The sequence below is a fragment of the Sphingomonas sp. KC8 genome, assembly GCF_002151445.1.
GTDB lineage: Bacteria > Pseudomonadota > Alphaproteobacteria > Sphingomonadales > Sphingomonadaceae > Sphingomonas_E.
On record NZ_CP016306.1, the window covers coordinates 2743812 to 2764386 of the forward strand.

18 protein-coding genes are annotated in these 20575 nt (G+C 59.7%); 16 read left to right on the forward strand and 2 right to left on the reverse strand.

Annotated elements, in window-relative coordinates:
- Positions 1-148: 148 nt before the first annotated feature.
- The 16 genes from KC8_RS12935 to KC8_RS13005 all read left to right on the forward strand — a co-directional run bounded on the left by KC8_RS12935 (position 149) and on the right by KC8_RS13005 (position 18017).
- Positions 149-1339, forward strand: a complete 1191-nt coding sequence (locus KC8_RS12935; protein WP_029624191.1) for a TylF/MycF/NovP-related O-methyltransferase — start codon at positions 149-151, stop codon at positions 1337-1339.
- Between the two features lie 247 nt (positions 1340-1586).
- Entirely contained in the window at positions 1587-3176 is a 1590-nt protein-coding gene (locus tag KC8_RS12940; RefSeq protein ID WP_010122993.1) for a glycosyltransferase family 2 protein, read from the forward strand.
- A 10-nt stretch (positions 3177-3186) separates the two neighbouring features.
- Positions 3187-3987 (forward strand): DUF5672 family protein, encoded by an 801-nt coding sequence (locus tag KC8_RS12945; RefSeq protein ID WP_037494886.1) that lies wholly within the window; start codon positions 3187-3189, stop codon positions 3985-3987.
- 185 nt (positions 3988-4172) lie between these two features.
- Positions 4173-4799, forward strand: coding sequence for a hypothetical protein (locus KC8_RS12950; protein ID WP_010122991.1), 627 nt, complete (start codon positions 4173-4175; stop codon positions 4797-4799).
- A 167-nt stretch (positions 4800-4966) separates the two neighbouring features.
- Positions 4967-6130 carry a capsule polysaccharide export inner-membrane protein gene (locus KC8_RS12955; RefSeq protein WP_010122989.1) on the forward strand — a complete coding sequence of 388 codons (1164 nt, stop codon included), beginning with the start codon at positions 4967-4969 and terminating at the stop codon, positions 6128-6130.
- Entirely contained in the window at positions 6130-6912 is a 783-nt protein-coding gene (locus tag KC8_RS12960) for an ABC transporter permease (protein WP_010122987.1), read from the forward strand. Before KC8_RS12955 ends, KC8_RS12960 begins: the two co-directional genes overlap by 1 nt.
- Positions 6909-7556, forward strand: coding sequence for an ABC transporter ATP-binding protein (locus tag KC8_RS12965; RefSeq protein WP_010122986.1), 648 nt, complete (start codon positions 6909-6911; stop codon positions 7554-7556). Before KC8_RS12960 ends, KC8_RS12965 begins: the two co-directional genes overlap by 4 nt.
- A 49-nt stretch (positions 7557-7605) precedes the next feature.
- Positions 7606-7764 (forward strand): hypothetical protein, encoded by a 159-nt coding sequence (locus KC8_RS19845; protein WP_157663922.1) that lies wholly within the window; start codon positions 7606-7608, stop codon positions 7762-7764.
- 13 nt (positions 7765-7777) lie between these two features.
- Positions 7778-8949 (forward strand): IS3 family transposase gene (locus KC8_RS12970; RefSeq protein ID WP_138956794.1). Its coding sequence is split into 2 segments (ribosomal slippage): positions 7778-8042 and positions 8042-8949, totalling 1173 coding nucleotides; the frame shifts between segments, so codons are not numbered across the junction.
- A 380-nt stretch (positions 8950-9329) separates the two neighbouring features.
- Complete coding sequence (locus KC8_RS12975) at positions 9330-9770, forward strand: DUF305 domain-containing protein (RefSeq protein ID WP_010126956.1); 441 nt, start codon at positions 9330-9332, stop codon at positions 9768-9770.
- A 66-nt stretch (positions 9771-9836) separates the two neighbouring features.
- The gene (locus KC8_RS12980) at positions 9837-11369 is read left to right on the forward strand and encodes a PAS domain-containing sensor histidine kinase (RefSeq protein ID WP_029624739.1); all 1533 of its coding nucleotides are present in this window, start codon (positions 9837-9839) and stop codon (positions 11367-11369) included.
- Positions 11359-11982, forward strand: coding sequence for a response regulator transcription factor (locus KC8_RS12985; protein ID WP_029624738.1), 624 nt, complete (start codon positions 11359-11361; stop codon positions 11980-11982). Before KC8_RS12980 ends, KC8_RS12985 begins: the two co-directional genes overlap by 11 nt.
- 34 nt (positions 11983-12016) lie before the next feature.
- The gene (locus KC8_RS12990; protein ID WP_232455533.1) at positions 12017-12469 is read left to right on the forward strand and encodes a response regulator; all 453 of its coding nucleotides are present in this window, start codon (positions 12017-12019) and stop codon (positions 12467-12469) included.
- A 305-nt stretch (positions 12470-12774) separates the two neighbouring features.
- Positions 12775-13761, forward strand: coding sequence for a phosphogluconate dehydrogenase (NAD(+)-dependent, decarboxylating) (gnd, locus tag KC8_RS12995; RefSeq protein ID WP_010126950.1), 987 nt, complete (start codon positions 12775-12777; stop codon positions 13759-13761).
- 449 nt (positions 13762-14210) lie between these two features.
- A complete protein-coding gene (locus tag KC8_RS13000; protein WP_010126949.1) occupies positions 14211-16646 on the forward strand; it encodes a glycosyltransferase family 4 protein in 2436 nt (811 codons plus the stop codon).
- Positions 16647-16793: 147 nt separating this feature from the next.
- A complete protein-coding gene (locus tag KC8_RS13005) occupies positions 16794-18017 on the forward strand; it encodes a glycoside hydrolase family 130 protein (RefSeq protein WP_010126948.1) in 1224 nt (407 codons plus the stop codon).
- Positions 18018-18170: 153 nt separating this feature from the next.
- Here KC8_RS13005 and KC8_RS13010 read toward each other — a convergent pair whose 3' ends face one another.
- Both KC8_RS13010 and KC8_RS13015 read right to left on the reverse strand, forming a co-directional pair.
- Entirely contained in the window at positions 18171-19454 is a 1284-nt protein-coding gene (locus tag KC8_RS13010; RefSeq protein WP_029624736.1) for a hypothetical protein, read from the reverse strand.
- 209 nt (positions 19455-19663) lie between these two features.
- On the reverse strand, positions 19664-20038 hold the full coding sequence (locus KC8_RS13015; protein WP_010126944.1) for a hypothetical protein: 375 nt from the start codon (positions 20036-20038) through the stop codon (positions 19664-19666).
- Between the last annotated feature and the right edge of the window lie 537 nt (positions 20039-20575).

Consider the following 20575-nt stretch of genomic DNA (forward strand, 5'->3'; position numbering starts at 1 on the left):
ACATAGGTTGAGGGCTTATTCGGCGGTGCCCAGTTGCAGCCAGAGGATATCGACCATGTTGACAAAAGCCTTCGCTCCCCGAGGGAATGTCGATGCCGTTGCCGCCGGCAGGATCGCCGGGTGGGCGTTGGGGCGAGGCCCGGTGCGCGTGGAAGCCTGGTTCGAAGACATGTGTATCGTCCGCTGCGAACCATCCATCGCGCGGGCCGATGTTGCTGCGGCTTTTCCTGACGTTCGGGGTAGCGGCAGCTGTGGGTTTGCCTTTGATCTTCCGCATCAGCGCTTTGGTGACGAATTTGTCGGCGAATTGCGCATTGTAGCCCGGCCGTTGAAGCCGTGGCTGCCGAGCGCGACACTGGCGACACTGCATATTGCCGGACCGCTCGCCGCGAAGGCCCTGGCATCGCCGCCCGACAGCAAAATCCGAGGGCCTTTCCCGCGCGCCGTGATCGATGCGATCGCGGTGCGCTGGCCTGAGGATTGCACCGAATTGTTGACCGTCACGGGGCAGCGGAGATTTGTGAACCGTCTCGTCAAGGTCATGGAAACCCCGGACCTTAATGCCTTGCCCGTCTTTGCGGATTACGCCCGCTATCTCTCAACCACCTTTGCCCATTGTCATTTCGTCGAACGGCATTTTCCTCAGACCAACCGGAGTGCCGCGCCCGGATCAAATGACTTCCATTGCAAGCCAAACTCCATTCGTGAAATATTTTCCATAATCCATCAGCTTTACGTCCTGAAATCATGGAGCGTTGACGGCGACTTTGCAGAATTTGGATGTTTCAAGGGCTATAGTTCGGCGATGTTGAGTTATGCCTGCAAGCAACTTGACCTGAGAATGCACATCTTCGATTCATTCGAAGGATTGCCTCCATCGTCGGATGCCGGCTACCAGGCCGGCCAATATGCCGGGGATATTGCTGAGGTGCGCGACCATGTTACGCGCTTTGGCGCGGTGGATGCCGTGGAGTTTCACAAGGGCTTTTTTGCCGATACGTTCCGCGACTGGCAGCCGCCACGATTGATGTGCCTTTGGATGGACGTCGATCTGGAATCGTCGGCGCGGGATCTCATGGTTGTGGCCGATCGGTTGAGCCCCGAGGCGACGCTGTTCAGCCATGAATGCACCGCGGACATCTTCCAAAACGGTTCGATCGTCACCCGGCCAGCTCCGGACAACCCTATTCCGCCGATGCTGGCGCGTCACGAAGAACTCGGGCGCCCGCTCACGGGGCGCTATGTCGCGGGCTATACGGGCGCGTTCTGGCCGCGCGAGAACGGTATCCCGGCGATGGATGCCGAATTGCTGATGGAGATGGCCCGATTGCTCCGCTGAAGCCACGCGGCCTTGTGGAATGCTGTTCCCCTTTCGGGGGTAGTATCTTCCTGGAAAAAATCTCTGGTCGGCGACGTTGATTGGCGAGCGCGGTCAACGCCGTTACGCGATCTGAGCGGCCATATCCGCGGCCGCAGTTCCTGTCCCGCCTTGCGCCGGGGGCGTCCCCAGCTTTTCCTTTGTTCCTTCTTGCCAACCCCGCTATCGGCGGCCAGTCATGCAATCGAATGGGGCAGAACAGACGCCAATGGGAGGCGGTAACCGTTGGCTGACATTGTCTGTCCATCTGGATGCGGCGCTGGCGTCTCCGCGGGCTTATCTGATTGCTGCATGGTGGCGACTGCGCGGTAAGCGCTTGCGCGCACGCAGCCAACTCGCTCCGCTTCTTGGGGCGTCTCCGAAGGCCTATCGGCTCTGGATCGATCGGCAGGAGAAGGCCGCCCTGCCCGTCGGAGCCGGCGAAGCTCAACCACAGATCGTGGCGCTGGTCGATGGTACGGCGGGGCCGGGACTCCTGGCCGAAACCTTGCGCAGCCTGAAGGCGGAAGGCCTGCCGGCGCTGGTGATCGAGCCATCGGATGCGCCCACGTTCGCCCTGGCGGCGCGAACCATCGACTGGAGCGAAGTTACGTGGCTGATGCCGCTCATGGCCGGCGACGTGTTGGCGCCAGGAATATCAGCCACCTATCGGCGCGCCATCGCCGGATCGAGCGCACGGATCGCCTATGCAGACGACGATCTGCTGGACCCTGCGGGCCATCGCACCGCACCGCATTTCAAGCCCGACTGGAATAGTGAGCTTTTCCGCCATTTCGATTATCTGACGGGGGCCTGTATCGTCCGGGCCTCGCCGGCGGATGTAGAAAGTCTGTCGGGCAAGGATTGGGCGTCCAGGTTCGTCGCGCTGGCCGTGCGCGCTGGCCGCCCTATCCACATTCCACACGTCCTGCATCACCGCCGATCGCGGCCCTGTCCGCGCGTGCCGGCGGCGCCCGGTGTTGCAGCCTGCGATGGGTTGCCGCCGGCCAGCGTGATCGTGCCGACCCGCAACCGGGCCGATCTGCTGCGGAGTTGCCTCGAAGGGCTGGCCAGGACCGACTATCCTGATCTGGAGATCATCGTCGTCGACAATGACAGCGACGATCCGGCAACATTGGCCTATCTCGCCAGCCTTGACCCGGCATGCCATCGGGTGTTGCGTCACCCCGGCCCCTTCAACTTTTCGACACTCAACAATCGCGCGGCAGCCGAGGCGCGGGGGCGGTTGCTGTGCCTGCTCAACAACGACATTGACGTGATCGAACCGGGCTGGCTGACCGTGATGGCCCGCCAGGCCATGCGCGAGGATGTTGGTGCGGTCGGCGCGCGGTTGCTCTACCCGGATGGACGGATCCAGCATGCCGGGGTGGTGCTGGGCGTTGGCGGAGGGGCGGCCCATGCCCATCGGCTGCTCCAACCGGATGAGGAAGGCTATTTCCGCCGTCACGCTTTGCCGCAGTTCGTTTCGGCCGTCACGGCGGCTTGCCTTGTCGTGGCGCGTGATCGTTTCCTGGCGGTTGGCGGGTTGGACGAACGCAACTTCGCGGTCGCCTTCAACGATGTGGACCTGTGCATGCGGTTGAACCGCCGAGGCTGGCAGGCGCTTTACGAGCCGCGGGCGACGCTGATCCACCATGAATCGGTTTCGCGCGGCTTCGATCGGGACCCGGGGGGGGCAGCACGCCTTGCCGGCGAGTTAGACGCGCTGAAGACGCTGTGGAACACCGGCGCGGGTGTGGACCCGTTCCACCATCCGCAACTCAGCCGATTTAGCGAACGTTTCGTAGTGGGATTGTGACGGCCAGGGCATGACGGCTTCATTTCATCTTTCATCCCCCAATCGTCTCGCTTTGTCGCAAGTCACTCTGTGCGCGGTCACCTCTGTCAACGTGGAGGCAACTGTCCGGGCACTGGAGGCTTGCCTTGAGCAGGTCGCTTTCGCGGATTGTATGCTGTTCACTGACGCGCCCGTTCGCTCCGGGCATCCGGACATCCGCGTCATGCCGATCACGCGCCTCGATTCTACGGCAGCTTATTCGAATTTCATGCTTTTTCAGCTGGCCGATTATGTGAAGACATCACATTGCCTGATCGTGCAGTGGGACGGCTATGTGCTCGATGCGCGGCGCTGGCGAGCGGAATTTCTCGATTGCGACTATATCGGCGCAAGCTGGCCGCAGTTCGATGATGGCCATGACGTAGGCAATGGTGGATTTTCCCTACGCAGCCGCCGGTTGATGGATGCGTGTCGTAGCGCGGAGTTTGTATCCGGGCATCCCGAAGATGTCGCTATCTGCCGCACTAACCGTGCTTTTCTCGATCGGCAGGGGATGCGGTTTGCATCGCGCGAATTGGCCGACCTGTTCGCTGCCGAGCGGGCGGGCGACCCAACTGTCAGCTTTGGTTTCCATGGTATATTCAATATGCCGCAGGTGATAGGGGTTGAGGCTTTCTGGGATACCTATCGCACACTTGATGACCGTTCGAGCTTGAGCCGCGATTTCGGCCCTTTGTTGAAGGCGTTGCGGAATGGTCGCGGTAGTATTTTTCGCGCGATTCGGATGATTGCCGATCGTGCATGTGACATTGCGGGCAGCAGGTCGCGATAAGGCGGAGTGGCGCTAGCAGAAGCATAAGGCGTGGGAGGAAAGGAGCTGGTTTGGGCGCATATAACCTTCGGCCCCCTTGCCGAAGCGGCGCGAACATGTAAGCGCGCGACTGACATGCAGTTCAAAGGGGGGACGAGTGCCTGGGCAATGAAGACAGGAGAGGAAGAGAGACTAAAGGATAATATATGGAATTGCTCGACGCTATCAGTAAATCCGTGACAACACTCGAGGTGCGTGTCGCCGATCAAAAGCAGCGCGCCCGCCAGCGCGAAGAACATGTTCGCCAGTGCGAAGATACAACTGCGCAGATGCGCGGAAAGCTTGATGATGCCACGGCTAGGCTAACGGCCCGCGAAACTGCTGTGGAATGGCTTAACGAGCAGGTGGGTCAGGCGGTCACTGAACGTCGGAAAGCTGAGCTGCAGCTTGAGGAGGCCCGCTCCAAACTCGCGGATGCGGCCCGGGCGAAGGCAGATCTGCAAAGCGCGCAGTCGAGCATCAAGGCGCGCCAGCAGGAATTGACTGCTATGGCGAAGCGGCTCGAGAAGGTCGAGAAGGCCAATTCTATCGCGACGGAACAGCGGAACTGGCTTGTCGAGCTATATACCGTTCTGGCTGGCCGGCCTTCGTGGTGGGTTCTGATGCCGCAGGAATGGAGGAATCGTCGTGAGCACGAACTGTTGCGGCGGAATAAGGTCTTCGATGCCAAGCGCTATCTTGAGCGCTATCCCGACGTTTCCGCGGCAGGTATGGACCCTGTCCGTCATTATATCATGCACGGCATGATAGAAGGACGCCGATTTGACCGGTAACGGTCAGGCGCAAAGGGCGATTGTTCTGGCATCATATAATGGCAAATCGAATATCGTTACCCGTGGCCGCGCACCTGCGGTGTCGATCCTTGCCGGATAGTTTCCGGCCCATATTCCGAGTGCAGTGCGCGGTTTGCCTCTCCGTCGGAGGAGTTTAGAGTTTGGATATGCATCATGACAATCAGCTTCAGCGCCTAGCCAAGGAAGCTGGGAGTGCGCGTTCGCTCCTTCAGTATCTCGGGCGCTGGCGTTGGTTTGCGTTGTTCGTGGCTGTCCCGTCCCTGCTGGCGACGGTTTATTTTGGATTGATTGCCTCGGACATCTATGTCTCGGAATCGCGATTCGTCATCAAGTCGCCCGATCGCAAACAGGCTCCGATGTCCTCGCTTGCCAGTCTTATTCAGACGACCGGGCTTTCGGCTGGACATGAGCAGACCAGCGAAGTGATCGACTATTTGCGCTCGCGCGATGCATTGCGCGACCTTGGCAAGGATGTTGACGTGCGCGAGGCATTCGCTTCCTCCGCAGCAGATCGGTTAAGCCGTTATCCCAAGCTCTTCTCCGACGATACGTTTGAGGCGCTTTACAGCTATTACGGCTCCATGGTGGACGCCCACCTCGATCACGAGACTGGGATGGCGGTGTTGACGGTCAACGCCTTCGAACCGGCCCAGGCCCAGGCCTTGAACGAGAACCTGCTGCGATTGAGCGAAGCCCTTGTGAATCGTCTCAATGAGCGGGCCAACGCCAGGACCCTCAAGGACGCCGAGGAGCGCGTCGTGGCCGCTCAGGAGCGTGTCCGAAAGGCGCGCGTTGAGTTGGGTCAATACCGGAATCGTTCGGAACTGCTCGATCCCCAGCAGCAGGGAATGGGTGTTCTCGAGATATCCAATAGCTTGATCGCGCAGCAGGCGGGGCTCCGCGCCAAGCTTGGCGAAGTGATGCAGGCTGCTCCCAATCACCCTTCGATTCCGGCGATGCGTCAGCGCATCGCGGCGCTCTCCGAGCAGATCGCGGCGCAGACCGGGCGCGCTGTCGGCACACCTTCCGGCATTGCCTCGAAGATCAGTGGCTATGAATCTTTGCTGATTGAGCAGGAGTTCGCCACGCAGATGCTGGCAACTGCGAACGCCACGCTTGAGCAGGCTCGCGCAGAGGCGCTGAAGCAGCAATATTATCTTGAGCGGGTGGTGCAGCCAGACAGGCCCGACGAGGCTCGTTTGCCAGCGCGGCTCAAGCAGATCCTAGCGGTCATCTTCGTTTGCTTGTGCCTCTTTCTGATTGGTTGGATGCTGATTGTCGGCGTTCTTGAGCATGCCCCGGAAGACTGATGGAGCGTTTTAAAAACGGACTGCGCGTTCAGGTGCTCGTGGTGAAGGCGCTGATGATCCGCGAACTCACCACGCGCTTCGGACGTGAGAATATCGGCTTCCTGTGGGTCATGGTCGAGCCGCTCTTGTTCGCTGGGCTGGTGGGGGTGGTCTGGACCATCATGAAAGGGCCGGAAAGCCATGGCATTGGCGTGGTTGCCTTTGTCGCCAGCGGTTACATTCCGCTGACTTTCCTGCGACATTCTTTCAATAAATCGGTGAGCATATTTGTCGCCAACAGTGCATTGCTTTATCACAGACAGATAAAAATTCTCGATTTCATATTTGTGCGTGTGCTCGTCGAAGCTATCGGCGCAATGATGGCCTATGTCTTCATTGGGATTGTTCTGGGATATTTTGGCATGTTCCCAATGCCCGCCGATGTCGGCTCCTTGGTCGCGGGTTGGGGAATTTATATTCTGTTCGTCCTGTCGGTCTGCACCGTCCTTGCTCCCTTGTCGGAGGTTTCCGAGACGGTGGAAAAACTCATTCCGGTCAGCGTTTACGTCGCCATTCCGTTTTCGGGCACCTTCAACATGGCGGCATGGCTGTCGCCGGAAGCGCGCTCCTACCTTATGTGGTCGCCGCTCGTTAGCGGCATGGAACTCATGCGCTATGGCCTGTTCGGTTCGGCAGTGGAGCCCTATTACGACGTGCCGGCGGCGCTCGGCGTCTCGGCATGTTTCCTTGTCGTCGGCCTTGTTCTCTGTCGCCGCGTGCGTCGAATCCTGGTGATCGGATGATTGTCTGTCAGGATATCCACAAGCGCTATCGCACCGGGCATGTGACGAAAACTGTCCTGCGCGGCGTCAATTTTGCCGTCAATCCGCAGGACAGGATCGGCCTGCTTGGGCGTAACGGTGCGGGCAAGACGACGCTCATCAAGCTGATCGGCGGGGTGGAGATGCCAACGTCCGGAAAGGTCATCCGTTCGATGAGCTGTTCCTGGCCGTTGGGCTTCAATGGCGGGTTCCAGGGCAGTCTCACCGGTTATGACAATGCGCGCTTCATCGCGCGCATCTACAACAAACCCTATAGCGAAATGCGCGAATTCGTGGAGGAATTCACCGAATTGGGCCAGCAATTGCGTATGCCGGTGAAGACCTATTCATCGGGCATGCGCGCTCGGCTAGCTTTTGCACTGTCCTTGGCCATTGAATTTGAATGCTACCTGATCGACGAAGTCATTATGGTGGGGGATCGTAACTTTCAACAGAAGTGCCAGGCTGAATTTTTCGAGAAGCGGCAGGATCGCGCACTTATTCTGGCATCGCACAGTTCGACGTTCATCAAAAAATTCTGTAATCGTGCGATCGTTCTGCACGAAGGTGTAGCGAATATGTATGATGATGTTGACGAGGCACTCGGCATTTACGCTGCCCTGTGAGGCTAGCGTCACGCACCGTCATAACGCAGCCAAAGACATGGACAACAGCATGACCAAAAATCTCTTCCCGGGTGTGCCTTTGATCGAGTCGCCGATTTTCTCTCTTGATGATCTTTGCTCAGATTTTTCGCCCGAAGAGAAAATTATTGCAGGAAATCTGAGGTGGTCCCGGTTTCCTGGACAGGGTGTTAAGCGAATCCCGACGTGAGGAACGGACGGGAATGAAGACGACAAGGAAGCGGTACAGCGCGGATTTCAAGGCGAAGGTGGCGCTGGAAGCGATCCGGGGTGACCTGACGCTGGCGGAGTTAGCCGCCAAGCATGGCATCCATCACACGATGATCGCGGCGTGGAAGCGGCAGGCGGTCGAGGGCATGGCAGCAACCTTCTCGGGCGCTGGCGAAACGGCCAAGGCTGCCACGGAGGCGGATTTGGACAAGCTGCATGCCAAGATCGGGCAGCTCGTCATCGAGCGAGATTTTTTAGCGAAAGCCTCCGGTCGATGAGCGTGGCACGGAGGCGAACGATGGTCGATCCCGCTCACCACCGCCTGTCAATCGCGGCCCAGTGCCGTCTGCTGTCGATCAGCCGGTCGTCCTATTATTACGCGCCGGTGCCCGAGACCGAGGAGACATTGGCGCTGATGCGGGTGATCGATGCGGCGTTCCTCGACATGCCCTGGTACGGCAGCCGCCAGATGGTCCGGCACTTGCGCCGGAATGGGCATGACGCTGGTCGACGTCGGGTGCGGCGGCTGATGGCGAAGATGGGCTTGTCGCCGATCTACCAGCGGCCCCGGACCAGCGATCCCCACCCGCAGCATCGGGTTTATCCTTATCTGCTGCGGAAACTGGCGATCGAGCGGCCGAACCATGTCTGGTGCGCCGACGTGACCTACATCCCGATGCGACGCGGCTTTCTGTATCTGGTCGCCGTCATGGACTGGGCGACGCGCAAGGTGTTGGCCTGGCGGCTGTCGAACACGATGGATGCCAGCTTCTGCGTCGCGGCGCTTGAAGATGCCTTGGCCCGCTTCGGCAGGCCCGAGATCTTCAACACCGACCAGGGCAGCCAGTTCACCAGTCTCGCCTTCACCAGCGTGCTGCGGGATGCGGAGGTACGCATCAGCATGGATGGACGCGGTCGCTGGATGGACAATGTGTTCATCGAGCGCCTTTGGCGCTCCCTGAAGTACGAATGTGTCTATCTCCATGCCTTTGAGACCGGCTCGGAGCTGAAGGCTGGTCTCGGGCGGTGGATCACCTATTACAACACCCAGCGACCGCACTCGGGCTTGGCCGGGCGAACCCCGGCAGAGGCCTATTGGCGGATCGGAGCTTCAGATCATGGGGGGCATGCCCCCCATGATCTGAAGACCAGAATGGCGGCATGAACGACAACCGGGATTAGCTTAACTCAGCCGTCAAACTGTCCAAGAAGGCGGGACCACCTCACCCTGTTCTCGACCGCGGACCATTAATGAGCGGGACGCCGCTTGCGGGCGGCGCTGAGGCCTCAATCGTCTTCTTGCCATCGTCGGCACCGAGCATCTCGGAAGGCCTCGATCTCGCACCCACTTGCGATCCGGCGCGCCGTTCCCGCACCGAAAATGGCGGTATCGACGCGGCGAGTTTTGTCACCAGTGACCATTCCTGGTCCTAGATGTTTCGGGAAGAGGAACAGTGGTGATGCGGCGCCACGAGCAACGAGTGTCGACGACAAGCTTTGAGGAGAAGAGCTATGGGTCAAATGCACGAACATCCGAATGGACGCATGAGCGCCTATGGCAGTCTCGTTCTTCAGACGGTTATCAGCGGCATTATCATGTATTTGGTCATGTTTGTCATGATCGACAGCGTCGACAGCTTCTACAACAATCTCAATATGTTCTATATGACATTGATGATGGTCGCCCCGATGGTGGTGCTCATGATCCTCGGCATGCGAGGCATGTTCCCGTCCAAAGGGGCCAACGTCACGCTGATTGCCGTCTCGTTAATCGCGTTCTTCGGGAGCTTCGCGCTGATACGGACCCAGACCACCATCGGCGACACGGCGTTTCTCAGGTCGATGATCCCGCACCACTCTGGCGCTATTCTGATGTGTCGGGAAGCTCGCCTCACCGACCCCGAGGTGGTGCGGCTCTGCGAAGCAATCGAGCAGTCTCAGCGTCAGGAGATAGACGAGATGAAGGCCATTTTAGCCCGCCAATAGCGCGTCTCATCGATGCGAGACACGCGTGGGTTTCCCTTGTTCCTATCGGGCGGGGCGGGGGCCGCGATGCCTGACCGTTGCGACACGACCCCCGTAGCAACCCAGGTGGAACGGCTCGCTGGGCTGTTTTTGCGCCAAGGGCTTGGATACGTCCTGACGCTGCTCGACTCCTCGGGTCGTATTCTAAGCTTTAACACAGAGGGAGAGCGGACCGACTGTTGGTTGTCCGATCAAATCATCGGTCGATCCCATGAACTCTTCTACCCGCCTGACGAAATTGCCGCAGGGATGCCACTGGCGGATCTCGAAAACGCCGCGCGAGAAGGAAAGGTTGAACGTGAAGCTTGGCGGGCATGCAAAAATGGATCCGAATACCTCGCGCGCCTTTCCATCACGTCCCTCTTTGACCGGGGAGTGCTCTGCGGCTTCGCCTGTGTAAGTCGCGACATAACGGATGAAGCTGCCGTGCGCGCCTCGATTGAGACCCGCGAGCAGCATCTTCAGTCGATCCTCGCCACCGTTCCGGATGCAATGATCATCATCGACGAAGCAGCGAGGATCACTTCGTTCAGTGCGGCTGCTGAAAAGCTGTTCGGATACGCGGAAGAGGAGGTTCTCGGGCGCAATGTTGCCTGCCTCATGCCGCAGCCCCACCGTGGTCGCCACGACGAATATATCAAGCATTACCTGGAAACTGGTGAACGACGGATCATCGGCATCGGCCGCGTCGTGGTTGGCCAGCGCCGGGACGGCACGACCTTTCCGATGGAGCTGTCCGTGGGAGAGGCCGGTGAGGACGGCCACCGGGTGTTCACCGGCTTCGTGCGCGATCTCACTGCCAAAGAGCAGGACGAGCTCAAGCTCCAGGAACTCCAAGCCGAACTGGTCCACGTCTCGCGACTGAGCGCGATGGGTACAATGGCTTCGACGCTGGCGCACGAGCTCAATCAGCCTCTCGCCGCCGTCGCCCTCTATCTCGAGACAGCTCGCGACATGCTGGACGAAGCGGCGGGCGAGCCGTTCGCAATGATCCGCACGGTCATGAGCGATGCCGCCCAGGAAACGCTGCGGGCCGGACATATTGTGCGCCGGCTGCGTGACTTCGTCGCCAGAGGCGAAGTCGACAAAAGCTTGGATGACCTGCCCCGCCTGATCGAAGAGGCTGGCCAGCTCGCGCTGGTCGGTGCCCGCGAGAACGGCGTGCGCAGCTTCTTTTCCTATGATCCACTGGCAACGCCCGTGTTGGTAGATCGCGTCCAGATCCAGCAGGTTCTGGTCAACCTGATGCGTAACGCGATTGAAGCGATGGCTGAGTCGCCAATCCGCGACCTCAGCATTCGGTCCAAGCTGCGCGCCGACGGTCTGATCGAGGTGACGGTGGCGGATACCGGGCCAGGGATTCCCCAAGATATGCGGGAGCGACTGTTCGATGCGTTCGCTTCAACCAAGGCCGGTGGAATGGGCCTCGGCCTCTCCATCTGCAGGACAATAGTGGAAGCTCATGGAGGGAGGATCTGGGTCGAACACCTTCCGCCCGGCGGCACGCGATTTCATTTCACGCTGATCCATGCGCGAGCGGAGGAAGATTATGGGGGGTAACCGCGTCGTTCATCTGGTCGACGATGAGGAGGCGATCCGAAAAGCTGCAAGCTTCGCACTGAAGACTGCCGGCTACGCGGTCCTCTCCTATCACTCGGGAGTAGAATTTCTAAGAGCCTCGAAATCGGCCGAGGTCGGCTGCGTTCTGCTCGATGTACGTATGCCAGAGATGGATGGACTGGAGGTTCAGGCCGCGATGACCGAGCGGGGAATCAATATGCCTGTCATCATCGTCACAGGGCATGGGGATGTTTCCGTCGCAGTTCAGGCAATGAAGGCCGGAGCCATCGATTTTCTGGAAAAGCCTTTCGAAAAGGCAGCGCTCCTGAATGCCATCTCGCGCGCCTTCGCGCGGATTGATGATGCCAATGCGCGTGCGCTGGAAGCCACAGAGGCGCAGGTCCGAATTGCCGCATTGACCGCGCGTGAGAAGGACGTGCTCGAGGGGTTAGCAAACGGTTATCCAAATAAAACCATAGCCTATGATCTTGGTTGTTCGTCCCGGACGGTCGAGGTGCATCGCGCGAGCCTGATGGCGAAGTTGGGCATTCGTAGCCTTTCCGAGGCGCTGCGGATCGCCTTCGCAGCCGGCATGGGCCGAAATGCGCAGTGATGCGATGTTTACGTAGGGATCAAAGGCTGACGCCATGCGATTTGGGATTGAACCCCAATCTGGCGCTCCAGCTCGCGATATGTCGTTATTTACCTCCAAGCCTCCCTTCGGGCAGTACCGGGTCGTGGTATCCGACGACGACCCGGCCGTGCGCCGCGCGCTCCACTTGCTGTTGAAGGGGCGCGGCTATGATGTGTGTGGGTATACGAGCGGACGCGCACTGCTCGGGGACCCGCGAACGCTGGACGCCGACTGCATCATATTGGACTATCGGATGCCGGATCTAGATGGTTTTTATATTCTACAAGCACTGCGCCAGCAAGGATGGACGGGCAGGGCAATCTTGATTTCAGGTTTTCATGACCTCGTGTTGGCGCATCGCGCCTATGAGGTGGGCTTTGACGATGTCATTCCTAAACCTATCATTGGGCGCGCCATTGTTGATGCTGTCCGCCGTTATTCCGCTCAGGCCGGTTTTGGACGTTGAATGGTGGTCCGGGTGCTCGGATGGAGACAACACAGCCGGTTGCAACGGCCACTCCGTTGATCCGGGGCGGGTTCAACATCAACGTGAGGTTGCTCTTCTCGCTCGAAGCTATCAGTCGATTGCCGAAGCTTATCTGGATGGACGTTAGGCGCGGGGTAGCCATCCCCGGTCACAAAGCGAGCCCTCGGAACGGTCCAGACTGCACAGGTCCGCAGTGGCATGGCCGTCCTCATCGCGCGCCGGCGGCATCGAAGCGTTGCGTGCAGCGGTGGTCGCTGCCGCGACCATTCAAGGGAACTAGCCTTATGCGTCTTGCAATCATTGGTTTGGGGCGGATGGGTGCCAACATCGCGCGCCGGCTGATGCGCGGAGGACATGAAGTCGTCGCATTCGACCGCAATCCGCCTCTTATCGAAGATATTGCCAGAGAGGGCGCAATTGCCGCCTTGTCGCTGGAAGCCGTCACCTCTTCGCTGACCTCGCCGCGGATCTTCTGGGTGATGCTCCCCGCGGGCTCGCCTACCGAGGATACCATAGAGTCGCTCAAGACCCTCGTCGCGCCGGGCGACATAATCATCGATGGCGGCAACAGCTTCTACAAAGATGATATCCGACGGGCGCGTTCCTTGCGAGAGAAGAACATTCACTATGTGGACGTCGGCACTTCCGGCGGAGTCTGGGGATTGGAGCGCGGCTATTGCATGATGATCGGCGGGGACAAGGCGACCGTCGATCTGCTTGACCCAATCTTCGCGGCGCTGGCGCCGGGGCGGGGCACGATCCCGCGAACCGCCAACCGCATGGAGCAAGAGGGCGAAGATCCGCGCGCCGAGCAGGGATATATCCATGCGGGGCGCGCGGGCGCCGGCCATTTCGTCAAAATGGTCCATAACGGCATCGAGTACGGGCTGATGCAAGCCTATGCTGAGGGGTTCGACATCCTCAAGAGCAAGAAGTCGGACAAGCTGCCCGAGGACGAGCGCTTCGACCTCAATCTGACTGACGTTGCCGAAGTATGGCGGCGCGGCAGCGTCATCTCCTCATGGCTGCTTGATCTGACTGCCGCCGCGCTGGCCAAGGACCAGATGCTCAGCCAGTTCTCCGGACAGGTCGCCGATTCTGGAGAGGGTCACTGGACGATCGAGGCGGCGATGGAGGAGTCGGTCCCCGTCTACGTCCTGTCCGCTGCGCTGTTCGCCCGCTATCGCAGCCGGGTCGAACATACCTTTGGCGACCAGGTACTATCAGCGATGCGATTCGGGTTCGGCGGACATGTCGAAATGCCGCAATGAGCAAAGGTCCTCGCTCTGGCAGCAACGCTCATCATCTTCGGCCCGCTGAGCGTTCTTACCCCAAGGCTGCTCCTCCTGGGGCCGGTGCCCGTCTGATAATGTTCGCCGCCGCGATGACGGCAACGCTTTGACGATCGTACTGAAAGATGCCCTGACCTGCGCTGCTGGCTGCCCTCCTGCAGCGCAGGCAATCCACGGACAATACGTATAGCGCAACAACCGCGCTGTCCGACATGCAAGCACCGCGTCCAACTCGGCGGCTGCCGCCCTGCCCGCAGCAAAGACGGATTTCAGACCTTGACCCTGGACCGTGGTCCATAGCCGACAAGGTAGGTTCAGATAGCCCTCGGCGCTCGGCGGGCGAGCCTGAACGCGTTGCGTAATGGCATAACACGCTGCCGCCTTCATGGCGCCGGCTCGGAAGAGACCCACAAGGATAGAGGTTGAACATGAACGGTCCCGTCCTCACTCCCCGACCCAGTCGCGTAGCCGTCATCGGGACCTGCGTGCCGCGCCAATGCGGGATCGCAACCTTCACGAATGACTTGCAGCAGGCGTTGATTGGTGTCGATCCCACTATGGCCGCGATTGCGATTGCTATGACGGACAACGACAATGTTTACGCCTATCCCGAAGAAGTCTCCTTGGAAATTCATCACGCAGACCCCGCCTCCTATGAAGTGGCGGCCGACTATCTGAACGTTGCTGATATTGAAGTCGTCTCGCTGCAGCATGAGTTCGGGATCTTTGGCGGTGAGGCGGGTGAGCACGTCCTCCGCCTCCTGCGCGGTCTGGAAGCGCCTCTTGTCACGACGCTGCACACCGTCCTTGCCTCCCCCAATCCGGCTCAACGGCGCGTCATGGACCAGCTCATCGCGAGTTCCGCTCGTCTGGTAGTGATGGCTGATAAGGGGCGTGATATCCTCCGGGATGTTTATGGGGTGTCGGCCGATCAGATCGCGGTGATCCCGCACGGGGTACCTGATCGGCCCTTTCTTGATCCAGCTATGGCGAAGCACGATCTGGACCTGGCAGATCGAACCTTGCTGATGACCTTCGGACTGCTGGGGCCGGGTAAGGGTGTTGAGACCGCTATTCGCGCGCTACCCGCCCTCGTCCAGGAGAACCCGAAACTCCTCTACATGATCGTCGGCGCGACCCATCCCAATCTCGTGCGGGACGAAGGCGAGCGCTACCGCGAGAGCCTGACGGCGCTCGCCAGCGAGCTAGGCGTTGGCGACCACGTCCAGTTTATAGACAGATACCTCTCGCTTGACGAGTTGCTGGATTATCTGGCGGCGTGTGATATCTATCTCTCACCCTACCCCAACGAAGCACAGATCGCATCCGGGACATTGGCCTACGCGATTGCGCTCGGCAAAGCTGTTGTATCGACGCCGTTCTGGTACGCGCAGGAGTTGCTGGAAGGCCATTGTGGTTTGCTTGTCCCAGTCGGACAGGCAGACGGGTTCGCAACGGCCGTGCGCCGGTTGATCGACGACGACGCGTTGCGCAGCGAGATTCGGACGAACGCCTATTCTCGTGGTCGGGCAATGATCTGGCCGAGAGTCGCGGAACAGTATCTCGAGATTTTTTCAGCCGTCCGATTGGAGCGGCGCTCCACCGGCGCGACGATCATCGCCTTTCCGTCGCTCGAACCAGGCAACACCCCATTGCCGCCTGTCTCGACGGACCATCTTGCAGCGCTCACCGATTCGGTCGGTCTGATGCAGCACACCAAATTTGCGGTACCGGATCGAAGGCATGGTTATTGTCTCGACGACAATGCGCGCGCGCTACTCGTCCTAACCGAACTCGCCGCACTGCGCCCTTTGACGACGCAAGAGAAACAGTTGCACCTCACCTATGCGGCCTTTCTCGAGAGCGCTTGGTCTCCAGAAACCAAGCAGGTCCACAACTTCATGAGTTTCGATCGGACCTGGTTGGAGGGCGCCGGCGCGGATGATGCCCTGGGCCGCACGATTTGGGCGCTAGGTGCCGTTGCGCGGCACAAAGACACCCGTTCGCTGGATGGCTGGGCCGCAGCCCGGGTGCTGGAGATCGCGCCCTTCCTGATGACGTGCACGTCGCCGCGCGCCTGGGCATATGGATTGCTAGGCATATCCTGGTTTCTGCACCGCTTTTCTGGGCATCGTGGTCTTGAGCGCCTGAGAAGCGAGCTGGCTAACCGGCTTTTCCAGCGCTGGTCCGACGCCGCCAGGCCGGATTGGGTCTGGTTCGAGGATAGACTAGGCTACGACAATGCCCGTTTGTGCGAGGCGCTGATTGTCAGCGGACATGAAACCGGCAAGGACCATTATCTCGAAGCTGGCCTCGATGCGTTGCGCTGGCTGATGACGTTGCAAACAGCTGAACGCGGTCATTTCAGACCCATCGGAACAGAAACATTCGGCGCCGATCATCGGCAGCCGCAACCCTTCGATCAGCAACCCTTGGAAGCCTGGGCGGCCGTTAGCTCCTGTTTAACCGCGGCGCGTGTCACTGGAAACGCCGTCTGGCAAGGTGAAGCTAGCCGTGCCTTTGCCTGGTTCCTTGGCGAAAACGATCTCCGCGTTCCTGTGGTGGATGTCGAGCGCGGCGCCTGCTTCGACGGACTACATCCCGATCGGCGCAATGCCAATCAGGGCGGGGAATCAACGCTGGCGTATCTGGCGGCATTGACCGCGATGCGCACGGCGTTTGCCCAGCCTGTTTTGGCGCGTATCCCGGAAATAACGGCCGTTCGATGTTCGTGCCCTCTGGACGAACCCAGCGAGGATACCTTCGATTCCAGCGGCACCGGCCGGTGGCTCCGACCCGATGATGAAACGGTCGCTCGATCCGATGACGTTTACCGGCAAAGCCGCGACATAACAGCCGCATAAACGCCAACCTGCATCATCGCGAACGCGCGAACCGCTCTACGAAACTGCGATCTGTATTGGAACGAGTCTGTGTCAACCGCCGAGTATGTCAACCGACTGCCCGTATTGCTCCGTCCCGACCCCTCAAGGGTCGTGATCAGGCCCTACATGCCGTCCACCGAAACCTACAAATATGCTGTGCCCAATCGGCCACGCGCGCAGCGTATCGCCGACCGCGTCCTGGCGCTCGACCAAGCTTCCCTTCGCAATGAACTGCAACGCATTCTCGCCGATTTCTCGGGAAGGCATCGCGACGTGTCTTCCTTGTTTTTGCGAAGGTTCCACGAGGTTGAAGGCATCATCGTTTGTGAATGCGAGGTCAGCCATGAACAGGCGCTGTTGATCGGTGCTCATTTTTGTAACGAATATTCTTATGAGGCAGCGGCGCTCTTCAATCCAAGCATCGTCCCCCATCCCGACCAGTCAAATGCACCTGAAAATTCTCTCCGATTCATTCTGTCTCTGCGGGGCGTTGGAGAAGGGCATATCTCCTCACTCACCTTTCGCACCGGGATTTGCGCCGCGGACGGAACCATAGCGTTCAATCCTGTCAGCCCCATGCCGCTCGTACTGGAGACAGAGAACATTTCCGATCAGGATGGGCCAAACGCGGGCATTCGTATCAAGTGCGATGGCAGTCATGATCTCTCAGAAATCGTTATCTTCCCTATAACGCCCAGCCAGCGCGGCGGAATCGAAGATGTTCGCCTCGTCCGCTTCCTGGAGGATGATGGCCGTGCCACCTATTTCGGGACGTATACGGCTTTTAGCGGCCAGGCAGTCCGGCAGGAATTGCTGTCCACGCCGGACTTCCGGACATTTGAACTCAAACCGCTCAGCGGTGATGCCACAGGCAGCAAGGGAATGGCTCTCTTCCCCCGGCGCATCGGTGGGCGCTTCGCCATGCTCGGGCGCGAGGATAACGAAAATATCTGGCTCCTAACCTCCACCGACATCTACGAATGGAATGGAGGGGCAAAGATCGTTGAACCTCGCTGGCCATGGGAATTTGTTCAAATTGGCAATTGCGGATCTCCGATTGAGATCGAAGAAGGTTGGTTGGTGATCACTCACGGGGTCGGTGCCGTTCGGAACTACTGCATCGGTGCGTGCCTGCTTGATCGCAATGATCCCTCGAAGCTACTGGCGCGAACGAGGCTGCCAATTCTCCGCTCGGACATGGATGAGCGCGAAGGCTATGTGCCAAATGTGGCATATAGCTGCGGCGCGATGGTGCACGATCGCACCCTGATGCTGCCCTATGCCATTGCTGACAGCTTCACCACCTTCGCCACGATGCCACTGGATCTGCTTTTAGCGGCCATGGACTAGAACCCGAACATAGGAGGCTGATCAGGGCCGTGCCGAAGCGACCCGGTTGCACAGATGGCGTGAACGATATCCAAATGTCACCATTGGCAGCAGTGCTGCGCTCAGGCAGGGCCTGTACACTCTTGGAGACTCGCGAGCGCTCTGTGCAATCGGCTACGTAGGATTCCCCGGCTGATCGCCCATTTCGAATACCGGCGCGAAACCGCCGCCGGCCGTCCGCATGTTCGTCGTCTGGCCCTGATAAAGGCGCGCTGCCACGAGAAGTACCTCGCCTTCGTAGGTGTATAGCCTGACATCAACCTTGAGCTCGACAAGCGCGCCGTCTCGATAGATGCGGCGCCTGCCAGGTGGAGCGAAGGCCTGCGCGACATATCCTCCAGCCAGAATTTCACTCCAAACCCGCCTGGTCAGCTTGGCGCCGCTATAGGTCGCCTTGCTTCCGTAACCGCGCGCAGGCTTAAAGAACTGGTTACGCCGGTCTGCCCACAGGGTCTCCGCATTTGCCGGCGTAACGGCCACCGTCCGCGGAACGCTGGCCTGCAACATCCTGATGTCGTCTTCAGGCGTTCCGAGCTCCCGCAGGGCGTTCGCATCGGACAGGACAATCAGGTTCCGCTTATCTGCAAAGAGCGCGTGCACGTGCGGGTTGGGCGTAACCACCACCTCGCCGTGCAGATAGGCTTTTCTCAGCGCCGTATTCGCGGGCTGTTCGAGTGCGAAGTCGACAAGCCGGTTGTAAACCAGATCAATTTCCTTGCCTGAGACCCAAAGCCGGCCGGCGTCCGCGATCAACTCACCCGGGTCGGCTACGACCACATCGAAGCCTTGCTGCTCGAGCTGCGCCTGGGCCAGGAGGAATTCTGGCAAGAGATGCTGGGCCTGCGGGTCCTCATCAATGATGGCAATCGTTCTGAGCGTTCCGGCGGTCCGCTGCCGCCGCCATTCGCGCCGGAACATCGTAGCCGCTGCCGTTGTGAAGCGGCTCTGGACGTCCCCGGCAGATGGAGAAGGGCCCACGCAGCATGCACGCTGCGCATCGGCGAGAACGGCGTTCAGGAACGCCCCACCCGCATTGGTATTGACCTCGATCAGGATCGGTCCGCTCTCCGTCCAATGGAAATCATAACCCATCAATGCGCCTGCGGGGCCGAAATCGTTCATTGCAACCGGCGGAGCCCAGGCCAGCACGAACTCCTGGTAGCCAGGAATGCGCACGACTGTCTCGACGGCATCGACGACCCGCTTCATGTCAGCCAGTGTCGGAGCGGCCATAAAAACGGGCGATGCGGCAAACAAATGCGGATGCGTTTTCACTAGCGACGCGCCGAACCCGGCGCGACCAACTGCCAAGTCAAGCCGATATCCCAGGTCATCGATGTTAAGCGTTACACACGAACAGTCGATATTTGCCTGCTCGGCAGCACCAGCAGCTGTCATGCTTGTACCATAAGTCTACGGCTTCCTTGCGGGGAACTGACAGGGCTCGGTCTGCCGCCCGCCTCCATTGACCACAAGTGGTGCTGCACATCGATCCGGCCGCAAGAACCTCGAGATAAGTGTCTCTCAGATCCGACAAGGAATTGGCCCGCCACAACGCTGCGGCGGGCCATCAGCCCCGGCGGGGGGATGGGGCGGGGGCTGAATTCTCACATGTGGTTCATGGGCATCGGCTTATCGGCAGGCTTCATGGGCTTGCCCATGTCCTTGTCCATGCAGCATCCACTGCCGCTTGCCTTGGGAGGGGGGGCTGCATGAGCAGGCTGACTGGGTCCGTTCGCGCTTCCCGACGAGCCAGAGTGATTCGGCATGTTCTGCATACCTTCCCGATGGTCCTTCATCATCCGGTCGTGCATGTCCTGACCACCGTGCTCCATTCCTTGCTTGTGCGCATGGCTTTGGGCGGGCGGGGGCGCTGCGGGTTTTGCGGCTTGCGCCGCCTTTGGTGGCTCATCCGCGAACGCCGCCACTGTACCAAGCATCAGTATGCCAGCAGCTGCCGTGAAGGTCGTAATCCTGCGCATTTCGAGTTCTCCATTTTTGTTTACGGTGCGCGTAAGCCGTTGTCGGCTTGCCGAGTGCTTGAACCCCGAATGCCACCACGAAGGCGCGGGCTGAATACGTAAGTTACGAATCGAACCGCGCTTCAATGGCCCATCGCCCCCATGGTGCGGCAACCCTCTGCGCAGGTTCGGCAAGTCTGGGCACAGCGTACCATCTGCTGGTCGGCCTGATGGTGCGAGCACTCGTCCGCGCAACGTGCACAGGCTTCGGCACAGGCCTGGCAAAGCACCTGGTGGAGAGGCGATCCGCGCAGCATGGAATTCGCCGTGGTCTGGCACAGTTCTGCGCAGTCCGCGAGCATCGCCAACATCGCGGGCGAAGCGAGCACCCCTCCCCGCTTCACCGCATAATTTACTGTCGTGAGACACATTCGATGTGAAGCGATGCACAGGTCGATGCAGTCTTCCATAGAGTTTTCCATGTTTGTCATCTGATGTTGTTGCCCGGCCGCCGGTCGCGCCAGGGCAGCGCCTATCGCTAGTGCGGCGCCACCTCCC